This is a genomic window from Synechococcus sp. NB0720_010 (assembly GCF_023078835.1).
In the GTDB taxonomy this organism is placed as follows: Bacteria; Cyanobacteriota; Cyanobacteriia; order PCC-6307; family Cyanobiaceae; genus Vulcanococcus.
On the sequence record NZ_CP090898.1, the window covers coordinates 728,448 to 748,331 of the forward strand.

A 19,884-nucleotide genomic window follows, 5' to 3' on the forward strand; every position below is an offset into this window, starting at 1 on the left:
GATGTACAGAAGAGCGTACAAAGCGATGCAGGTGGTCAGCTTTTCAGAAGCGCGCCAGAGCTTCAAAGCCGTCCTGGATCGAGTCGAGGCCGATGCGGACGTCACCTTGATCACCCGGCGGGATGCCAGCAGCGCCGTCCTGATGTCCCTCGAGACCTACAACAGCCTGATGGAGACCGTGCACCTGCTGCGCAGTCCCGCCAACGCCGCCCACCTGCAACAGTCCCTCGAGCAAGCCGACCGCGGGGAGTTGGTCGATCACGCATTGATCGATGCCGAGCCTTGAACGACTCAGCTGGACCACTGCGGCCTGGGGCGACTACCTCTACTGGCAGGGACAGGACCGCAAAACCCTTAGGCGCATCAACCAACTGATCCAGGCCTGCCTGAGGCACCCGTTTGAGGGCATTGGCAAGCCAGAGCCCCTCAGGGAATCCCTCTCAGGTTGCTGGTCCAGGCGCATCGATGCAGAGCATCGGCTCGTCTACCGCGTCGACGGCCCTCTCCTGGTGATCCTGGCCTGCCGCTACCACTACCGCGTGTAGCGCTCCACCAGACAGATTGCATCCAAAGGCAACGGCCCATACAGATGGGGGAAGAGCTCGCCGCTACCCGGGGCCGCTTCGGGGCGCACCGCGATGCCATGGGCCGCCAGGCGTGTCGGATCAATCACCAACAGCCGCAGGTCCTCGAGATCGGCGTAGAAGCGCTGGTGGGTGGCCTCCAGCTGATGGGCATAGCTGGCGTGGATGAACCCCACCTGATCGAGGCTCTGCCCCCGGGTTGAGATCCGGTACTCACCCTGCTGGCGGGCCTGCTGCCAGTCCGCAGCCAAGGCCAGGTGATAGAGCCAACGCGGTGATCTCCAGCAGCGGCGCTCCGCCCAGGGGGACTCCATCACCCGCCGGAAGAGCGGTGACTCCTCAAAGCGCGCCAGCCACTCCCGCAGAGCATCGAGCCCTGGCTCCCCGTCAAAGCCCTCTGGATCTGCCAGGCGGAATTGACGCACAAACGGCAGCAGGGCCCAATCCACCAGCGTCGACCGTGCGCCCAGCAGCCATCCCCCAGCCTGGAGGCGCTGCTCCCACTCACGCAGGATCACCAGGACGGCCGAGCGGTGCTCCAGGCGGTGGACATCGGCGTAGCGATCGGGGTACTTGAAGCGATCCAAGTGCCGCTTGAACGGACCATCGTTCTGAGCCAGCAAGGCTGCGGTCTCAGCCCCGTCCCCCTCCAACCAACCCAGGGGATCGCACTGCTCCAGAGCCCAGCGCATGATCTCGAGGCTCTCCTCAAGCACCGGAGCGCCCGCTTGCACCAAGACCGGAACGGTCCCCTTCGGCGAAGCCTCCAGCAGCTCCGGGGCCTTGGCTTTTAAGGCCACCTCCCGCAGCTCCACCTCCTGGCCCGCCGCGGCCAGGGCCAAGCGCGCGCGCATCGCGTAGGGGCAGCGGCGGAAGCTGTAGAGAACCGGAGCCATCCGCCCTAGCCGAGGTGCCGCTGGCCGCGCTCGCGGGCCAGCTGCATCTGACGTTGGCGTTCAGCAAAGCGCTTGCGATCGGTCTCCGTAAAGCGCTCAATGCAGTGGGGACAGCTGATGCCTTCTCGGTAGCTGGGCTGCAGGCGCTGCTCAGGGGAGACCGGTAGGCCGCAGGCATGGCAGAGGCTGTAGCTGCCGGGCTCGAGCTGGTGGTTCACGCTCACCCGCTGGTCAAACACGTAGCACTCCCCTTGCCAGCTGCTGTCCTCCTCGGGGATCTCCTCGAGGTAACGCAGGATCCCGCCCTGCAGGTGATGCACATTCTCAAAGCCCTGCTGCAGCAGATAGGCCGTGCTCTTCTCGCAGCGAATCCCGCCAGTGCAGAACATGGCGATCGCCTTGGGTTGCTTCTCCTGCACAAGGGGCCGCAGGGTCTCCTCCACCCAGGCGGGGAACTCGCGAAAACTGTCAGTGCCGGGGTCAATCGCGCCGGTGAAGCTGCCCACCTCCACTTCGTAGCGGTTGCGGGTGTCCACCACCAAGGTCTCTGGATCGGCAATCAGCGCATCCCACTGAGCTGGCGGGACATAGGTCCCCACCTGCTCGGCTGGCTTCACCGTGGGGCAGCCCATGGTGACGATCTCGCGCTTGAGACGGACCTTCAGGCGATGAAAGGTCTGCTGCTCGGCGCGGCTGAACTTGGCCTCCAGGCCTCCGAGTCCGGGCAACTGTCGCAGCCGCTCCAGCACGGCCTGAACGCCCGCATCTGGACCGCTGATGGTGCCGTTGACCCCTTCTTCCGCCAGCAGGATCGTGCCGAGGACCGCTTCTTGCTCGGCCAAAGCCTTGAGCTCCTGCTGCAACCCAGGCAGGTCCTCCATGGCGGTGAAGCCATAGAAGGCCATCACCAAGGTGCTCACGCCGGCACCTGCTCCTGCCAGGGGTTCACGCCCGCCAGGGCCAACAACTGTTGGTCGGCCTCCACATCGGGATTCCCCGTGGTGAGCAGGGTCTCGCCATAGAAGATCGAATCCGCACCCGCCAGTAGGCAGAGGACTTGCCCCTCTCGGCTCATGGTTTCGCGGCCAGCGCTGAGGCGCACGCGGCTATGGGGCATCAGGATCCGGGCCACCGCCACCATCCGCACCAGATCAAGGGGGTCCACAGCGGGCTGATCCTCCAGGGGGGTGCCCTCCACCGCCACCAGGGCGTTGATCGGCACGCTCTCGGGATGGGGGTTCATCGAAGCCAGCACCTGCAGTAGCGAGGCGCGGTCGGTGAGGCTCTCGCCCATGCCGATGATGCCGCCGCAGCACATCGAGATGCCTGCCTTGCGCACCCGAGCCAAGGTCTCGAGGCGCTCTTCGTAGGTGCGGGTGGTGATGATCCGGTCGTAGTGCTCTGGGCTGGTGTCGAGGTTGTGGTTGTAGGAGGTCAGGCCTGCCTCGGCCAGGCGGGCGGCCTGGCTGTCCGTCAGCATCCCGGCGGTGACGCAGGCCTCCATGCCCAACTCGCGGACGCCGCGCACCATCGACAACATCGCCTCAAAGGGCGCCCCATCGCGGATATCTCTCCAGGCCCAACCCATGCAGAAGCGATGGGCACCGGCCTCCTTGGCCGCCCGAGCCCGGGCCAAGACGGGCTCCACCTCCAGCTCCGGTTGCCCCGTGACATCGCTGCTGTTGTGCATCGACTGCGGGCAGTAGGCGCAGTCCTCTTCACAGCCGCCGGTTTTGACGCTCAACAGGGAGGCCAACTGGACGCGATACCCCGGATTGGCCTCGCGGTGAACCGCCTGGGCCTGCCACAGCAGGTCCATCAAGGGCAACTCCAAGAGCGCCTGAATCTCAGAGGTGCTCCAGTCATGGCGCACCGAAACGGAAGAGGAGGTCACGCGATTAGGAGGAGACGGAGGTCACGCCACCAAAGCGACGTTGGCGGTTCTGGAAATCCATCAAGGCGCTCACCAGGGCCGTTTCATCGAAATCGGGCCAGAGAACATCCGTGATGTGCAGCTCGGCGTAGGCCAGTTGCCAGAGCAGGAAATTGCTGATGCGTTGCTCGCCGCTGGTGCGAATCAACAGGTCTGGATCCGGCTCCCCGGCAGTGAGGAGCTTGGAGGCAAAGGCCTGCTCATCAATCGAGTCAGAATCCCGTTCACCACTAGCCACCTCTTGCGCAAGCAGCCGCGCCGCGCGCACCAACTCGCGGCGACCGCCGTAGTTGGTGCAGACATTGAAACGAATGCCGGTGTTGGAGGCGGTGCGGTCCGTGGCGTCCTGGATCAGCTGTTGCAGTCCCTCGGGAAGCTGCTCGAGATCGCCCAGGAAGCGAATGCGCACCTGCTCCTGCTCCAGCGCCTTCAGCTCCTTGGCGAGGACCCGCTCAAACAGGGTCATCAAGAAGCTGACCTCCTCGCCAGGGCGGTTCCAGTTCTCGGTAGAGAAGGCGTAGGCCGTCAGCGAGCCAATGCCCCAGTCACTGCAAAGGCGCAGGGTGCGTTTCAGGGCTTCCACCCCTTCCCGGTGCCCCATCACCCGGGGAAGTTTGCGCTGCCCGGCCCAACGGCCATTGCCGTCCATGATCACCGCGACATGGGCCGGCAGCCGGCCCGGGTCAAGCCCAGGCGGGAGGGCGCAGCGCGAGGGCCTGTTCCCTTCGACAGTTAAGGCAGTCGTCAGGGAACGACTCATGCGAGAGGTTCGGACGAATCTACGGACACGCTACGACCCGCAGATTTACCAGAGGATTTCGGGGCCTGAGCCAGTGCTTCGCTCAGCAATTCCTGCAGGCGCGAGCTCGTGATCGGACGCTCCAGGCGCCCCTGCTTGGCCAGCGACAAGGTGCCGGTCTCCTCCGACACCACGATGCAGAGACAGCGATCGAAGCGCTCGGTGATCCCCAGGGCCGCCAGATGGCGGGTGCCATAGCGATTCAGTCCCTGGCGGGAGAGGGGCAGGATCACCCCCGCCGAGAGAATCCGATTGCCTTTGACCAGCACCGCACCGTCATGGAGCGGGGTGTCGATCGCAAACAGGTTCAGCAGCAGATCCACCGAGAGCTGAGCATCCAGGGCGATGCCGGGGTTGAGGAAGTCCTCTGGGCGCAGATCACTGCCCAGATCAAGGACGATCAATCCACCACGACGGATCTGGGAGAGGCGACCCGCGGCCTCACTGAGCACACCAACGGAACTCGAGGCGAGCTTGTCGGCCCGTTGGCTGCCAAAGAGAACATCCAGCCGACCAGTCCCCAGCAGTTCCATCAGGCGCCGCAGTTCCCCTTGCCAGAGGATGGCCAGGGCCAAACTGCAAGCCATGACCAGGGCATCCACCAGCTTGCTGGTGAGCGGCAGGTTGGCGTAGCGCTGAACCACCCAGGCCAGGGCCACCAAGGTGAGGTACCCCCGCAGCAACCAGAGGGTCCGCGGCTCGTTCACCCGAGCCAGGATGACCATGCCAAGGGCGGTGGCCAACAGGAGATCCAGCACGAAGCCCAGCTGGATTCCCCCGATCAACCCGAGCACCCTTGCTCTTATTCGCTGAGGCTCAGACTACCGGCCGAAGGCGTTCCGGCAGAACGTCGTAGCGCAGCAGTTCCTCTGGCAACTCCCTGCGTTGCACCAGCTCCGCCATGCCGTCATGCACCATCACCGCTGCAGGGCGAGGGATGCGGTTGTAGTTCGAAGCCATCGAGGCGTTGTAAGCGCCGGTGGCAAAGACTGCCAAAACATCACCTGCCTGGGCCGGAGGAAGGGCCAAGTCCTTCAGCAGAACGTCTCCGGATTCGCAGTGCTTACCCGCCAGGGTGACGGTGTCACTGGCTTCCGCCTCAGGGCGGTCAGCCAAAACGGCGGTGTAGAGCGATTGATAGGTGATCGGACGGGGGTTATCGCTCATCCCGCCATCAACGGAAAGATAGGTGCGGATCCCAGGGATCTCCTTGCGGCTGCCAACGCTGTAGAGGGTCACCCCAGCCGTGGCCACCAGGGAGCGACCGGGCTCGCAAAGAAGCCGCGGCAAATCCAGTCCCCGCTCCTGGCAGGCACCGGCAACGGCCTCGGCCACGGTGCGGACCCATTCGTCGATGGACGGCGGATCATCGGATGCGACATAACGGATCCCAAGACCACCGCCGACGTTCAAGTCCGAGACGGGATGGCCAAGTTCGCGCGCCAACTTCAGGGCGTCGGCCATCACCGCTGCCAAATCGCGGTGGGGCTGCAGTTCAAAAATCTGAGAACCGATGTGGGCGTGGAGGCCGCTGACCAACGCCCAGCTGCAGCCCTGAAGGTGGCGCAGAACTGGCTCGAGCTGGTCGGGATCAAAGCCGAATTTGCTGTCGAGGTGCCCGGTGCGGATGTACTCGTGGGTGTGGCACTCGATTCCAGGGGTGAAGCGCAGCATCAGGCGCACCGGCTGGCTCAAGCCCAGGGACGCCAAGAGCTCGAGATCCGACCAGTTGTCCGCCACCACGGTGACGCCCAAGTCGGCCGCCAAATGGAGCTCTTCCAGGCTCTTGTTGTTGCCGTGAAAGACAATGCGTTCAGGAGGCATCCCCCCCTGAACCGCCGTCAGCAACTCGCCCGCCGAGACCGCATCGAGGCCGAGCCCCTCGGAGGCGACCACAGCGGTGATGGCCAGGCTGCTGTTGGCCTTCGAGGCGTAAAGCGCCAGGGCCGAACCTGGGTAATGGGACGCCAGCGCCTTGCGGTAGGCCTGGGCATTGCCGCGAAGGGTGGCCTCATCCAGCACATACAACGGTGTGCCGTAGCGGCGAGCCAGATCACTCAGGCCGCAGCCCCCCACCTCCAATCCACCCTTCGGGCCAACGGCCGTCGTTACGGGGGTGAGATTGCGGTTGGGACTAGCGGTATCGCGGTTGCTCTCAAAGGGCCGGTTGCTCACTTGGAGATCGGCTGTCGCCATCGAAGTCGTCATAGGGTGATCCTAAAGAGGCCGCCTCCAGGCCCCTGTGCCGACGCACACTGCCGATCCCCAGGTCCGCCTTGAGGCGCTCAGGCCCGAGCACCTCAGCGCTTGCCTTGCCCTGGACCAAGCCGCCCTGGGCGGGCTCTGGAGCGAAAGCCAATGGGGCTCGGAACTCGCCGACGAACAGAGGGCAGGGCTGGGGCTCTGGCAAGGGGAGCAGCTGCTGGCCTTCGCCTGCGGACTGCTGGTCCTGGATGAACTGCAGATCACAACCCTGGCCGTGGATCCAGGCCACAGGCGCCAGGGCCTGGGACGGCGCGTGATTCAGGCGTTCCTGGAACAGGCCCGGGAGGCTGGAGCGCAGCGAGCGACCTTGGAGGTGGCCTCGGACAACACCGCCGCAGGGGCGCTCTACGCAGACCTGGGCTTCAGCACCGCTGGAATCCGTCGCGGCTACTACCGCAACGGAAGCGATGCCCTGATCCAATGGCTTGAATTACACGACTGAGAGGCGGTACGGATTGCCGCCCATTCCTGATAGCGAGAACCGGAAACTTTTAACCGCTTCGCTGTGACGATCGCGCGGGGCAATCCCTTTTGGGCATTGGGATTTGGCGCTTCTGAAATTGATCTCACACACCCCCAAGCAACCCTGATAAATTGGGGGAACATGCAGCCAGGCCCCGCCCCATGTTCGAGCGGTTTACCGAGAAGGCCATCAAGGTGATCATGCTGGCCCAAGAAGAGGCCCGCCGCCTGGGTCACAACTTCGTGGGCACCGAGCAGATCCTCCTGGGCCTGATCGGCGAAGGCACCGGCGTTGCCGCCAAGGTCCTGAAGTCCATGGGCGTCAACCTCAAGGACGCTCGGGTCGAGGTCGAGAAGATCATCGGCCGCGGATCCGGCTTTGTGGCCGTCGAGATCCCCTTCACACCTAGGGCCAAGCGCGTTCTGGAACTCTCTCTTGAGGAAGCGCGTCAGCTTGGCCACAACTACATCGGTACGGAGCACCTGCTGCTAGGCCTGATTCGCGAGGGCGAAGGCGTGGCCGCACGGGTGCTGGAAAACCTTGGGGTGGACCTGGCCAAGGTGCGCACCCAGGTCATCCGCATGCTGGGCGAGACCGCCGAGGTCGCCGGCGGTGGCGGCGGTGGTGGCAAGGGTTCCACCAAGACGCCAACCCTCGATGAGTTCGGCAGCAACCTGACTCAGCAGGCCTCCGACGGGAAGCTCGATCCGGTCGTGGGCCGCCAGCACGAAATCGAACGCGTGATCCAGATCCTGGGTCGCCGCACCAAGAACAACCCGGTCCTGATTGGCGAACCCGGCGTGGGCAAGACGGCCATCGCCGAGGGCCTGGCCCAGCGCATCAACTCCGGCGATGTGCCCGACATCCTCGAGGACAAGCGCGTCCTCACCCTGGACATCGGCTTGCTGGTGGCCGGTACCAAGTACCGGGGCGAATTCGAGGAGCGCCTCAAAAAAATCATGGAGGAGATCCGTGGCGCCGGGAACGTGATCCTGGTGATCGACGAGGTCCACACCCTGATTGGCGCCGGTGCCGCTGAAGGCGCGATCGATGCCGCCAACATCCTCAAGCCCGCCTTGGCTCGCGGTGAGCTGCAGTGCATCGGCGCGACCACCCTCGATGAGTACCGCAAACACATCGAACGCGATGCCGCCCTGGAGCGTCGCTTCCAGCCGGTGCAGGTGGGTGAGCCCTCCGTCGAGGACACCATTGAGATCCTGCGCGGCTTGAAGGAGCGCTACGAGTCTCACCACCGCCTGACCATTGCCGATGAGGCCCTGGTGGCGGCCGCCACCCTGGGTGATCGCTACATCTCCGATCGCTTCCTGCCGGACAAGGCCATCGACTTGATCGATGAGGCCGGTAGCCGCGTGCGCCTGATGAACTCCAAGCTGCCCCCAGCGGCCAAGGAGGTCGACAAGCAACTGCGCGAGATCGAGAAGCAGAAGGATGAGGCCGTGCGCGAGCAGGACTTCACCAAGGCCGGCGAACTGCGCGATAAAGAAGTCGAACTGCGCGAGCAGATCCGCTCGATCCTGCAGAACCGCAACGAGGAGAAGCCCGCTGCTGAATCCAGCGAGAGTTCTGCGGATACCCCAGTCGCCGTGGCCGATGCTTCCGTAGCTGCTGTGAGCGAGAGCGGTCCGATGGTGACCGAAGAGGACATCGCCCAGATCGTGGCCTCCTGGACTGGCGTTCCTGTTCAGAAGCTCACCGAGAGCGAATCCGCCAAGCTGCTGAACATGGAGGAGACCCTCCACCAGCGCTTGATTGGTCAGGACGAAGCCGTCAAGGCAGTGTCCCGCGCCATCCGCCGGGCTCGGGTTGGCCTAAAGAACCCCAACCGGCCGATCGCCAGCTTCATCTTCTCCGGCCCGACCGGTGTTGGTAAGACCGAGCTGACCAAGTCCCTGGCGTCCTACTTCTTCGGCAGTGAAGAGGCGATGATCCGCCTCGACATGTCCGAGTTCATGGAGCGCCACACGGTCAGCAAGCTGATCGGCTCGCCTCCGGGCTATGTGGGCTTCAACGAAGGCGGTCAGTTGACTGAAGCGGTGCGTCGTCGTCCCTACACGGTGGTCCTGTTCGACGAGATCGAAAAGGCACACCCCGATGTGTTCAACCTGCTGCTGCAACTCCTGGAAGACGGTCGCCTGACCGATTCCAAGGGGCGGACGGTGGACTTCAAGAACACCCTGATCATCATGACCTCGAACATCGGTTCGAAGGTCATCGAGAAGGGCGGCGGCGGCCTCGGTTTCGAGTTCTCTGGCGGCGATGCCGAAGAGACGAACTACAACCGGATTCGTTCTCTGGTGAACGAAGAACTCAAGCAGTACTTCCGCCCTGAATTCCTGAACCGCCTCGACGAGATCATCGTCTTCCGTCAGCTCAGCCGCGACGAGGTGAAGGAGATTTCCGAGATCATGCTCAAGGAGGTCTTCACTCGGATGCAGGAGAAGGGCATCACCTTGACTGTCACCGAAGCCTTCAAGGAGCGCCTAGTCGACGAGGGTTACAACCCCAGCTATGGCGCCCGCCCGCTGCGTCGTGCCGTCATGCGCCTGCTGGAAGATTCCCTGGCCGAAGAGTTCCTCTCTGGGCGAATTGGCGAAGGCGACACCGCCCTGGTTGATGTCGATGACGACAAGCAGGTGGTCATCCGCAAGGACTCAGCGACCCCTTCAATTCCCGAATTCGCCTCTGTCTAAGAGCAGTGCAGTTTCAACAAGTAAGCCCGGTCAGTGACCGGGCTTTTTTCTTGGGGAGGCGACAACAAAAGTGAGGCAAAGCGACATTGGCGCGCCCACATCTGCGCTGGCTGAGCGATGAATCAGTAGTGGTGAGCTACACCCGCCTGACACAGAAACTCGTCAATGGTGATCCGGTCACCGCCCGCTGCTGCGAAACCCGAATCTGGCAAAAGCTCAGCGGCAACTGGAAACAAGTGCACATGCACCTCTCCTGATTGCTCGAATCAGCTCTGATCGCGGGTTCTTTGCAATACCAAGGCCGCCGAGGAGTGATCCACGACGGCCTTTGTTCAGCGGAAGAGCAATTAATTCCAGGCACAAAAAAGCCACCCTTTTGGGGTGGCTTTCTCGTCTCAACCCATGGCTCATCTCATCAAAAGAGAGCAGCATGGATTGAGTTGTTGGAGCGAATGTTTTACCTGGCATCGACCTATTTTCTCAGGGGGCTACCCCCCAAATATCGTCGGCGCTACAGCGTTTCACAGCCGAGTTCGAGATGGATCGGAGTGGTTCCACTGCGCCATGGACACCAGGATAGAGATTCGCTCTCAGGTGAACCCTGAGAACTGCATAGGTTACGAGTTGATTGGCTGATTGACTTGCGTCAACAGCAAACTCTCGCTCTGGAAGTCAAAAGCTCTCCACATTGACTCTGCAGTCACTGTGTTTTGAGAGATGAGATTTGGTCAAGCCCTCGGTCTATTAGTACTCCTCTGCTTCACGCATTACTGCGCTTCCACATAGAGCCTATCAACGGGTGTTCTTCCCGTGACCTTACTGGCTTAAGCCATGGGAATACTCATCTTGAGGTGGGCTTCCCACTTAGATGCTTTCAGCGGTTATCCACTCCGCACATGGCTACCCAGCGTTTACCGTTGGCACGATAACTGGTACACCAGAGGTGCGTTCCTCCCGGTCCTCTCGTACTAGGGAGAAATCCTCTCAATATTCCTGCGCATGCACCGGATATGGACCGAACTGTCTCACGACGTTCTGAACCCAGCTCGCGTACCGCTTTAATGGGCGAACAGCCCAACCCTTGGGACCGACTTCAGCCCCAGGTTGCGATGAGCCGACATCGAGGTGCCAAACCTCCCCGTCGATGTGAACTCTTGGGGGAGATCAGCCTGTTATCCCTAGAGTAACTTTTATCCGTTGAGCGACGGCCCTTCCACTCAGAACCGTCGGATCACTAAAGCCTACTTTCGTACCTGTTCGACTTGTAGGTCTCACAGTCAAGCTCCCTTCTGCTTTTGCACTCGTCGGCTGATTTCCAACCAGCCTGAGGGAACCTTTGCGCGCCTCCGTTACCTTTTAGGAGGCGACCGCCCCAGTCAAACTGCCCACCAGATACTGTCCGGTTCCCGGATAACGGGTAACCGTTAGAACCCTAGCTCGCAAAGAGTGGTATCTCACCAGTGGCTCACCATCACCCACAAGCAATGGATCAAAGCCTCCCACCTATCCTGCGCATTGCGAGCCCGAGCACAATACCAAGCTACAGTAAAGCTTCATAGGGTCTTTCTGTCCGGGTGCACGTAGTCCGCATCTTCACAGACAATTCTATTTCGCCGAGCCTCTCTCCGAGACAGCGCCCAGATCGTTACGCCTTTCGTGCGGGTCGGAACTTACCCGACAAGGAATTTCGCTACCTTAGGACCGTTATAGTTACGGCCGCCGTTCACCGGGGCTTCAGTCGTTAGCTTCGCTTGCGCTGACCAACTTCTTTAACCTTCCGGCACTGGGCAGGCGTCAGCCCCCATACATCGTCTTGCGACTTAGCGGAGACCTGTGTTTTTGGTAAACAGTCGCCTGGGCCTATTCACTGCGACCAGCTCGCGCTGGCACCCCTTCTCCCGAAGTTACGGGGTCATTTTGCCGAGTTCCTTAGAGAGAGTTACCTCGCGCCCCTCGGTATTCTCTACCACCCCACCTGTGTCGGTTTCGGGTACAGGTAATCATGCCTTAACGGGTATAGGGCTTTTCTTGGAAGCTTGACGTCACCAACTTCGCTGCCGTAGCAGCTCGCACTCACGCCTCAGCTCAAGCTGTTTTCGCCAGCTCTCAACGCCTCGAACGCTTGGACCGGTAACCAACATCCGGATTGGCTAGCCTTCTCCGTCCTCCTTCCCAAAACATGATCAGTACAGGAATGTTGACCTGTTATCCATCGACTACGCCTTTCGGCCTCGCCTTAGGTCCTGACTAACCCTCCGCGGACGAGCCTGCCGGAGGAACCCTTAGGGTTTCGGGGAATGGGATTCTCACCCATTTTTTCGCTACTCAAGCCGACATTCTCACTTCTATGCAGTCCACGCCCGCTTACGCTAACGCTTCACCCCACATAGAACGCTCCCCTACCATTAAACAAGTTTAATCCGCAGCTTCGGTACAACACTTAGCCCCGTTCATTTTCGGCGCAGGATCGCTCGACCAGTGAGCTATTACGCACTCCTTTGAGGATGGCTGCTTCTAGGCAAACCTCCTGGTTGTCTCGGCAATCCCACCTCCTTTATCACTTAGTGTTGATTTGGGGACCTTAGCTGGCGGTCTGGGCTGTTTCCCTTTCGACCATGGAGCTTATCCCCCACAGTCTGACTGCCTAGTTACACACAGGGTATTCAGAGTTCGTCTCGATTTGGTACCGCTCTCGCAGCCCGCACCGAAACGGTGGCTTTACCCCCCTGCTGGAGCACTAGACGCTACGCCTCAACGTATTTCGGGGAGAACCAGCTAGCTCCGGGTTCGATTGGCATTTCACCCCTAACCACAGCTCATCCGCTGATTTTTCAACATCAGTCGGTTCGGACCTCCACTTGGTATCACCCAAGCTTCATCCTGGCCATGGTTAGATCACCCGGGTTCGGGTCTATAAACACTGACTAACGCCCTATTCAGACTCGCTTTCGCTATGGCTCCACCATTTCCGGTTTAACCTGCCAGTGCCTATAAGTCGCCGGCTCATTCTTCAACAGGCACACGGTCACCCTATCAGTAGGGCTCCCATTGCTTGTAAGCTCACGGTTTCATGTTCTATTTCACTCCCCTCCCGGGGTTCTTTTCACCTTTCCCTCGCGGTACTGTTGCGCTATCGGTCACACAGGAGTACTTAGCCTTACGAGGTGGTCCTCGCAGATTCACACGGAATTCCACGTGCTCCGTGCTACTCGGGATACAGCTAGCTCAGTTCAGTTTTCGAATACGGGGCTTTCACCCTCTATGGCGCGCCATTCAAACGCTTCCTCTAACATCCCTGATACACGTTGCTGTCCCACAACCCCGATAGTCGAAACTATCGGTTTAGGCTCTTCCCCGTTCGCTCGCCGCTACTTAGGGAGTCGTTTTTACTTTCCTTTCCTCCAGCTACTAAGATGTTTCAGTTCGCTGGGTTGGCTCGCGCCAGCCTATAGATTCAGCTGGCCGTTCTAGGGGTTGCCCCATTCGGAAATTCCCGGATCAAAGCGTTTTTCCAGCTCCCCGAGACTTATCGCAGGTAAACACGTCCTTCATCGCCTCTGTGTGCCAAGGTATCCACCGTGAGCCCTTTGTAGCTTGACCAATTAATCCTCCTAACGCTTCAGGCTGTTGAGGCCCATTCTCTCAAGTTTCTCTTAGTCAATCAGCAGATTTCTCTGCTCACTCACCAGTTAGAAACAAGGATCAAACTCCCCGCTCCTCGGCGGATTGGGAAGAACGCTAGAAGGTCTCGGCTCTCAAAAATAGAATTACTAGTTCTTGCGAACTAGCCTCTATGAGATGCTTTTGTCTTTCCAGACTCACCTATGCAGTTGTCAAGGTTCTGCTAAATCCTCTCCTTCTCAGGAGTGAATTCAGCATCAGCTCAATCCGTTATCGGACATGAGCTGAGGCTGAATACGACTGGACGAACCAGTGGATTCTTTGGAACAACGTCTAGTCACCAACCAAGAAGCTCTTCCTGGCTTAGGAGTTCAGTAGTGTTAGTGGAGGTTAGCGGACTCGAACCGCTGACATCCTGCTTGCAAAGCAGGCGCTCTACCAACTGAGCTAAACCCCCAAATGATCCAAAATGGATTTTGGAATGGGCCATCCTGGACTTGAACCAGGGACCTCACCCTTATCAGGGGTGCGCTCTAACCACCTGAGCTAATGGCCCAGGAAGTGAACCCTCTATGGGGTGACCTAGACAACGTTTAGGAACTAAAAATCAATCGTTGTGCAGTCTTGCGACTCACAGGATTGAAGTTGAGGTACCGATCGACCTAAGGTGACAGGATTTCGGCCTAAGAATAAAAGTACTCAGGCATCAAAATCGTTGTTTGTCTCCCTGTTAGGAGGTGATCCAGCCGCACCTTCCGGTACGGCTACCTTGTTACGACTTCACCCCAGTCATCAGCCCCACCTTCGACGTCCTCCTCCACAAGGGTTGGAGTAACGGCTTCGGGCGTGGCCAACTTCCATGGTGTGACGGGCGGTGTGTACAAGGCCCGGGAACGTATTCACCGCAGTATGCTGACCTGCGATTACTAGCGATTCCTCCTTCACGTAGGCGAGTTGCAGCCTACGATCTGAACTGAGCCACGGTTTATGGGATTTGCTAGCTCTCGCGAGTTTGCTGCCCTTTGTCCGTAGCATTGTAGTACGTGTGTAGCCCAGGATGTAAGGGGCATGATGACTTGACGTCATCCACACCTTCCTCCGGTTTATCACCGGCGGTCTCGCTAGAGTGCCCAACTAAATGCTGGCAACTAACGACGTGGGTTGCGCTCGTTGCGGGACTTAACCCAACATCTCACGACACGAGCTGACGACAGCCATGCACCACCTGTCACTGCGTTCCCGAAGGCACTCTCTCGTTTCCAAGAGATTCGCAGGATGTCAAACCCTGGTAAGGTTCTTCGCGTTGCATCGAATTAAACCACATACTCCACCGCTTGTGCGGGCCCCCGTCAATTCCTTTGAGTTTCACACTTGCGTGCGTACTCCCCAGGCGGAACACTTAACGCGTTGGCTACGACACCGAGGGGGTCGATTCCCCCGACACCTAGTGTTCATCGTTTACGGCCAGGACTACAGGGGTATCTAATCCCTTTCGCTCCCCTGGCTTTCGTCCATGAGCGTCAGTTATGGCCCAGCAGAGCGCCTTCGCCACTGGTGTTCTTCCCGATATCTACGCATTTCACCGCTACACCGGGAATTCCCTCTGCCCCTACCACACTCTAGTCTGTCAGTTTCCACTGCCGAAATGGAGTTAAGCTCCACGCTTTAACAGCAGACTTGACAGACCGCCTGCGGACGCTTTACGCCCAATAATTCCGGATAACGCTTGCCACTCCCGTATTACCGCGGCTGCTGGCACGGAATTAGCCGTGGCTTATTCATCAAGTACCGTCAGATCTTCTTCCTTGATAAAAGAGGTTTACAGCCCAGAGGCCTTCATCCCTCACGCGGCGTTGCTCCGTCAGGCTTTCGCCCATTGCGGAAAATTCCCCACTGCTGCCTCCCGTAGGAGTCTGGGCCGTGTCTCAGTCCCAGTGTGGCTGATCATCCTCTCAGACCAGCTACTGATCGATGTCTTGGTAGGCCTTTACCCCACCAACTAACTAATCAGACGCGAGCTCATCCTCAGGCGAAATTCATTTCACCTCGCGGCATATGGGGTATTAGCGGTCGTTTCCAACCGTTATCCCCCTCCTGAGGGCAGATTCTCACGCGTTACTCACCCGTCCGCCACTAACCCGAAGGTTCGTTCGACTTGCATGTGTTAAGCACGCCGCCAGCGTTCATCCTGAGCCAGGATCAAACTCTCCGTTGTAGATCAAATCCTATTGACTGCTCGCGCAGCCTCAATTTGATTTGCTTCACCCACTCCAGCACTGGCGCACTGTCGCAGTTGATGCCACTTCCTCTGACAGAAGCGTTCAAAGAGTGCAAAACAAAATTTCTTTCGTTCAGACTTTCCAGGATCTCAGATCCGGTCGTTGCTCCACTCACTGCACACCGACACAACCCTTGACCGTGAAATCAAAAGATCATGCAAGCAATGAGCTTCCACAACTAAAAAATTTTTGACGGGACCTCACACCCTCACTGCATCTTCGTTAACCATCAACCTCAGCCTCTCAGCTTCAGCTCGCGACTAACGCAGTGAAAGCGTCAGTTCCTAAACGTTCAGTTGTCCAGGTGCACCGATCACCACACGCTTCTCAGCTCGACCCTCTCAGGTCTTTCGGGCTCTCGGTCCGCGGCCTCGCGACCGCTTGTTGAACCTACATCACCGAGTTCCCTCGGCTTTCGGTTCACCGCTCGTGATCTCGCGATCGCTGAGCGGCCCACAAACATACCAGAGCCGCTGTCGCCTTCGCTACAGGTCCGCGTTCCCTGGGAGGCCTCAGATGTCCTCGTCGGACTCGGGGGCACTCAGAAAGGTCTCCAGGGTCGTCAACAGCAGGGCCAGGGCCGAATGACGGGCCAGTTCAGAGCCGCTGACGTGATCCAGCCACTGCCCTGAGAGTTGCTCGATCTGGGAGAACAGGGCCTGTCCCTCCCGAAGGCGCTCCATCACCCGATCGACGTTGGCCTCGTCGGTTTCCGGCAGGGGGCCAACGACATAGCGGCGACCGTCATCCCCCACATAGGTGAGGTTGCCGTCGGCATCAAAAATCGGGACCGCATGGGGTGTGATCGGTCTGTCCTCCACAGCTCCCCCTCCAACGGCTACACCCTCGTTAGCTCTGCCCAGGCCCAAGAGCAAGCTGCCAGGCTGCAGCCATGCTTCGCCTCGTTCTGGAACTCGCTCCCTGCCTCCTCGGTGGGTTCTGGCTGGGCCGGCGTTTCCCAACTCTCCCCAGCCGCCTGGCACAACCGCTCTTGCGCTGGGGCATGCCCCTCAGCCTCACGGGACTGCTCTTAAAAGGAGGCCTGCCCCTCAGCGCGATCCCCATGGCGGGGCTCATTGCCGGCTTGACCTTGGGCGGACTGATCCTCTGCCGCCAGGCCCCTGGCCTGCTTCCCACCCGCAGCCTGCAGCTGGGGGCGATGGTGGGCAACACCGGCTACTTCGGGCTTCCCGTCGCCATTGCCCTATTGCCCAGTGAGGCTCTGGGCTTCAGCGTCATCTATGACCTTATCGGAACCCTGATCACCTGGAGTGCCGGTCCGCTGCTGTTGTCGCCAGGGAAAAGCTCAGCCACGGCGATGACCCTGCTGAAGACACCCGTCGTTCAGGCCCTGCTCCTGGCCCTCCCCCTCGGACTCACCCCATGGGGGCCCCTCCTGGGGCAATGGCTCTGGCTCCCCGCACGAATCGTGCTCTGGATGCTGCTGCTTCTGGTGGGGATGCGACTGGGGCTGGTGCTGCAGCGAATCGATCAAGCGGACCAGGGCGAGAGGCCCTCATTGACCGGCGCCCTGGTGATCAAGCTGCTGCTGCTCCCCGCCTTGATGTGGCTCCTGAGCGGACTGCTGCAACTACCGGAGCTGATGCGACAGGCGCTGGTCCTCCAGGCCGCTGCGCCGACGGCAATGTCCGTGCTCCTGCTCGCTGAAGCCGCCGACGCCCAAAACAGAGGCGGCAAGGAAACCCTTCCCGCCGCCCGACTGGTGCTCTGGAGCAGTGGGGCCGCTGCCCTCAGCCTGCCGCTCTGGTTTCAGCTCACCGCGGCCATGTGAGTGATCAGGTCAATGCACTTGCAGCTGTAGGCCCACTCGTTGTCGTACCAGGACACCAGTTTCATAAAGGTGTCGCTCAGGGCCATTCCAGCGCCGGCATCGAAGACGGAGGTGCAGCTCTCACCCAGGAAATCATTGGAGACCACCTGGTCTTCGGTGTAACCCAGGATTCCCTTCAACTCCCCTTGAGAGGCGGCCCTCATCGCCGCCTTGACCTGCTCATAGCTGGCGGGCCTGGCCAGATTCACCGTGAGGTCGACCACGGAGACATCCGGGGTCGGGACCCGGAAGGCCATGCCCGTGAGCTTGCCGTTCAGTTCTGGGATCACCCGGCCCACAGCCTTCGCAGCGCCAGTGGAGCTGGGAATGATGCTCTGGCCGGCCCCGCGGCCACCGCGCCAGTCCTTTAGCGACGGGCTATCCACAGGCTTCTGCGTGGCCGTCGTGGCGTGGACCGTGCTCATCAAGCCACTGACAATGCCGAAGTTGTCGTGGACCACCTTGGCCAAGGGCGCCAGGCAGTTGGTCGTGCAGCTGGCGTTGGAGACGATGTCCTGGCCGGCGTAACTGCTGTGGTTCACCCCCATCACGAACATCGGGGTCTCGTCCTTGGAGGGGGCGCTCATCACCACCCGCTTGGCCCCGGCCTCGATGTGGGTGCGTGCCAGGGCATCCGTCAGGAAAAAGCCCGTGCTCTCGAGGACCGTGTCGACTCCAATGGCATCCCACTTGAGGTTGCTTGGATCCCGCTCAGCCGTAATCCGGATGGCGTTCCCATCGACCACCAGCTGACCGTTCTCCACCTTGACCTCGCCTTTGAAGCGGCCGTGGGTGGAGTCGTAGCGCAGCAGATAGGCCAGGTAATCGACATCAATCAAGTCATTGATGCCCGCCACCTCAACCCCGGGAGTGGCCATCGCGCGGCGGAAGGCCAGGCGGCCAATCCGACCAAAACCATTGATGCCGATCCGAACGGTCAAGGGAAGGGGCCCCGAATGCCACTCCCCAATACAGCGGGTGTTCCGGGTCTGTCGATGAAAAAACAGCAGACCTAGATCAAAAAGGCTGCCAATCAGCCCTCCTGGGGCTCCGTTTCAAATTGGTCGCTCAGCAGTCGACGCTGGTATTCCGCCGTCAGGGCATTGAGGTGCTCAGTGGCCGCTGCCGTCATCTCCTCATCGATCTGATCGAAAGCAGAGCCCTCTGGAACCGTGATCCCCAGCACCAACGCCAGGGCATCAAACAGACGCACCTGATCGTTCTGCCAGGCTTGGTAGTCGCCTGCGACCTCGATTAAGGCGTCCTGCTCCACCGTGCCGCGATCCACCTCCGAGCGGATGGTCTGGATCTGAGCCAGCCGCGCTGAGCTCACCACCGCATGGGCCGCCCCCAGGGCCGCCAGCGCATCGCTGGCCTCCCGCTTGAGAACACTCAGGTCCCTGTTGCGAACTGCCTTGTCGATCGTCAGGGGCGAGCGCAGGCCTGGCATCTGACTGACGGCCGAGCGCTTCTGCGGCGTCGGAACCGGGCGCGCCGGCGGCGCTGGTTTCAGGGCTTGGCCCCAACGGATCAGGGCATTGCCCAGGCGCCGCCTCCAGCTGCGTCTTGCCATCCCCCTCCGAGCCGACCTGTCTCCAATCTGATGGGCCAGGGGCGAAATGGGTAGGGGAAAACCGAATGGCCCTCAGGACTGGGGCTCAATCTGCAGGGTGCTGTGGTCGATGCCCAGCTGGCGTAGGCGCTCCTCGCCAAGGCGGAGCAGATCAACCGATGGCTCGCTCTGCACCTGCAAATGGGCCGTCAGCGCCACCCGGCGGCCACCCAGGCCCCAGACATGGAGTTCGCTCACGCGCAACACCCCCGGCAGCTCCCGCAAGGCCGCCTCAATGGACTGCAGATCGTGCCCCTCCGGGACCGCATCAAGGCTTGCCGCCAGGGCTTGCTTCAGCAGCCCATAGGCACTGACCATGACTGCTGCACCGACCGCAATGGCCGTGATCGCATCGAGCTCCGTGCGGCCGGTCAGCGCCACCAGGATCGCGCTGAGCAACACAGCGGCTGAGACCGCCGCATCGCTCAGCAGATGCAGCACCGCCGCGCGGCGATTGAGATCGAGATGGTCCTGCGCCCCAAACAACCGCGCGGACAGCAAATTGATCGCAATCCCTGCAGCGGCAGCAACGGCCACGGGCCCAGCCACCAGGGGTTCGGGCTGCTGCAGCCGGTCCAGGCCTTCCACCACCACCAGCAGGCCCGCACCAAACACCAGAAGACCATTGATCAAGGCCGCCAGGTGGGTGCTGCGGGCAAAGCCATAGGTGAAGCGACCGCGAGGGGGCTTCAAGCTCAGCCGCTCTGCGCCCCAAGCCAAGAGCAGGCCCACCACATCCCCGAGGTTGTGAATCGCATCGCCGATCAAGGCGAGGGAGCCAAAGCCAAAGCCGATCGCCAACTGCGCTCCCGTCAGGAAGGCATTCAGCAGCACGCTCCAGCGAAACGCCCCAGCGTGATGGTGGTGGTCGTGGTGACCCATGTCCCACT

General features: G+C 60.7%; 16 protein-coding genes, 2 tRNA genes and 3 rRNA genes. 6 read left to right on the forward strand and 15 right to left on the reverse strand.

The annotated features are described in order from the left end of the window. Nucleotides 1-25 precede the first annotated feature (25 nt). Together LY254_RS03965 and LY254_RS03970 are read left to right on the forward strand one after the other, a co-directional pair. Nucleotides 26-286 (forward strand): type II toxin-antitoxin system Phd/YefM family antitoxin, encoded by a 261-nt coding sequence (locus LY254_RS03965; RefSeq protein WP_247479049.1) that lies wholly within the window; start codon nucleotides 26-28, stop codon nucleotides 284-286. Beyond that, complete coding sequence (locus LY254_RS03970; RefSeq protein WP_247479051.1) at nucleotides 273-545, forward strand: Txe/YoeB family addiction module toxin; 273 nt, start codon at nucleotides 273-275, stop codon at nucleotides 543-545. The genes LY254_RS03965 and LY254_RS03970 overlap by 14 nt, the downstream gene beginning before the upstream one ends. Here the strand turns inward: LY254_RS03970 and LY254_RS03975 are convergent. The 6 genes from LY254_RS03975 to lysA form a co-directional block, all read right to left on the reverse strand. After that, nucleotides 533-1,480 carry a DUF952 domain-containing protein gene (locus LY254_RS03975; protein ID WP_247479056.1) on the reverse strand — a complete coding sequence of 316 codons (948 nt, stop codon included), beginning with the start codon at nucleotides 1,478-1,480 and terminating at the stop codon, nucleotides 533-535. The genes LY254_RS03970 and LY254_RS03975 overlap by 13 nt on opposite strands. Before the next feature lie 5 nt (nucleotides 1,481-1,485). Then, nucleotides 1,486-2,400 carry a rhodanese-related sulfurtransferase gene (locus LY254_RS03980; RefSeq protein WP_247479057.1) on the reverse strand — a complete coding sequence of 305 codons (915 nt, stop codon included), beginning with the start codon at nucleotides 2,398-2,400 and terminating at the stop codon, nucleotides 1,486-1,488. Then, complete coding sequence (gene bioB / locus LY254_RS03985) at nucleotides 2,397-3,299, reverse strand: biotin synthase BioB (protein ID WP_247479726.1); 903 nt, start codon at nucleotides 3,297-3,299, stop codon at nucleotides 2,397-2,399. Before bioB ends, LY254_RS03980 begins: the two co-directional genes overlap by 4 nt. A gap of 79 nt (nucleotides 3,300-3,378) precedes the next feature. Further along, complete coding sequence (locus LY254_RS03990) at nucleotides 3,379-4,173, reverse strand: isoprenyl transferase (protein ID WP_247479059.1); 795 nt, start codon at nucleotides 4,171-4,173, stop codon at nucleotides 3,379-3,381. After that, nucleotides 4,170-4,937 (reverse strand): diadenylate cyclase, encoded by a 768-nt coding sequence (locus LY254_RS03995; RefSeq protein WP_247479727.1) that lies wholly within the window; start codon nucleotides 4,935-4,937, stop codon nucleotides 4,170-4,172. The genes LY254_RS03990 and LY254_RS03995 overlap by 4 nt, the downstream gene beginning before the upstream one ends. A gap of 91 nt (nucleotides 4,938-5,028) precedes the next feature. Beyond that, on the reverse strand, nucleotides 5,029-6,420 hold the full coding sequence (lysA, locus tag LY254_RS04000) for a diaminopimelate decarboxylase (RefSeq protein WP_247479061.1): 1,392 nt from the start codon (nucleotides 6,418-6,420) through the stop codon (nucleotides 5,029-5,031). A 34-nt stretch (nucleotides 6,421-6,454) separates the two neighbouring features. Here lysA and rimI point away from each other — a divergent pair, with 34 nt between their 5' ends. From rimI to LY254_RS04015, 3 genes are all read left to right on the forward strand, one after another. Beyond that, complete coding sequence (rimI, locus tag LY254_RS04005) at nucleotides 6,455-6,919, forward strand: ribosomal protein S18-alanine N-acetyltransferase (RefSeq protein WP_247479063.1); 465 nt, start codon at nucleotides 6,455-6,457, stop codon at nucleotides 6,917-6,919. A gap of 182 nt (nucleotides 6,920-7,101) precedes the next feature. After that, a complete protein-coding gene (locus LY254_RS04010) occupies nucleotides 7,102-9,651 on the forward strand; it encodes an ATP-dependent Clp protease ATP-binding subunit (RefSeq protein WP_247479065.1) in 2,550 nt (849 codons plus the stop codon). Nucleotides 9,652-9,737: 86 nt separating this feature from the next. Beyond that, entirely contained in the window at nucleotides 9,738-9,908 is a 171-nt protein-coding gene (locus LY254_RS04015) for a hypothetical protein (protein WP_247479067.1), read from the forward strand. A 202-nt stretch (nucleotides 9,909-10,110) separates the two neighbouring features. Here LY254_RS04015 and rrf read toward each other — a convergent pair. The 6 genes from rrf to LY254_RS04045 all read right to left on the reverse strand — a co-directional run bounded on the left by rrf (nucleotide 10,111) and on the right by LY254_RS04045 (nucleotide 16,372). After that, a 5S ribosomal RNA gene (rrf, locus tag LY254_RS04020) occupies nucleotides 10,111-10,227 on the reverse strand. Nucleotides 10,228-10,375: 148 nt separating this feature from the next. Beyond that, a 23S ribosomal RNA gene (locus LY254_RS04025) occupies nucleotides 10,376-13,251 on the reverse strand. A 405-nt stretch (nucleotides 13,252-13,656) separates the two neighbouring features. Beyond that, nucleotides 13,657-13,729 (reverse strand) — tRNA-Ala (locus LY254_RS04030). Nucleotides 13,730-13,754: 25 nt separating this feature from the next. Further along, nucleotides 13,755-13,828, reverse strand: a tRNA-Ile gene (locus LY254_RS04035). Nucleotides 13,829-14,002: 174 nt separating this feature from the next. Then, nucleotides 14,003-15,487: ribosomal RNA gene (locus LY254_RS04040) — 16S ribosomal RNA — on the reverse strand. Together the 16S, 23S and 5S rRNA genes with 2 tRNA genes alongside form the textbook arrangement of a ribosomal RNA operon. Before the next feature lie 576 nt (nucleotides 15,488-16,063). Continuing rightward, nucleotides 16,064-16,372: a hypothetical protein gene (locus LY254_RS04045; RefSeq protein WP_247479069.1), complete on the reverse strand. Its 309-nt coding sequence runs from the start codon at nucleotides 16,370-16,372 to the stop codon at nucleotides 16,064-16,066. Between the two features lie 71 nt (nucleotides 16,373-16,443). On the opposite strand from LY254_RS04045, the gene LY254_RS04050 reads away from it, so the two are divergent. Then, on the forward strand, nucleotides 16,444-17,343 hold the full coding sequence (locus LY254_RS04050; protein WP_247479070.1) for an AEC family transporter: 900 nt from the start codon (nucleotides 16,444-16,446) through the stop codon (nucleotides 17,341-17,343). Here LY254_RS04050 and gap read toward each other — a convergent pair. From gap to LY254_RS04065, 3 genes are all read right to left on the reverse strand, one after another. Further along, the gene (gap, locus tag LY254_RS04055) at nucleotides 17,322-18,323 is read right to left on the reverse strand and encodes a type I glyceraldehyde-3-phosphate dehydrogenase (RefSeq protein ID WP_247479071.1); all 1,002 of its coding nucleotides are present in this window, start codon (nucleotides 18,321-18,323) and stop codon (nucleotides 17,322-17,324) included. The two genes, LY254_RS04050 and gap, sit on opposite strands and share 22 nt — an antisense overlap. Nucleotides 18,324-18,415: 92 nt before the next feature. Next, nucleotides 18,416-18,955, reverse strand: a complete 540-nt coding sequence (locus LY254_RS04060; protein ID WP_010317866.1) for a hypothetical protein — start codon at nucleotides 18,953-18,955, stop codon at nucleotides 18,416-18,418. A gap of 72 nt (nucleotides 18,956-19,027) precedes the next feature. Then, the gene (locus LY254_RS04065) at nucleotides 19,028-19,876 is read right to left on the reverse strand and encodes a cation diffusion facilitator family transporter (RefSeq protein WP_247479073.1); all 849 of its coding nucleotides are present in this window, start codon (nucleotides 19,874-19,876) and stop codon (nucleotides 19,028-19,030) included. Nucleotides 19,877-19,884 lie beyond the last annotated feature (8 nt).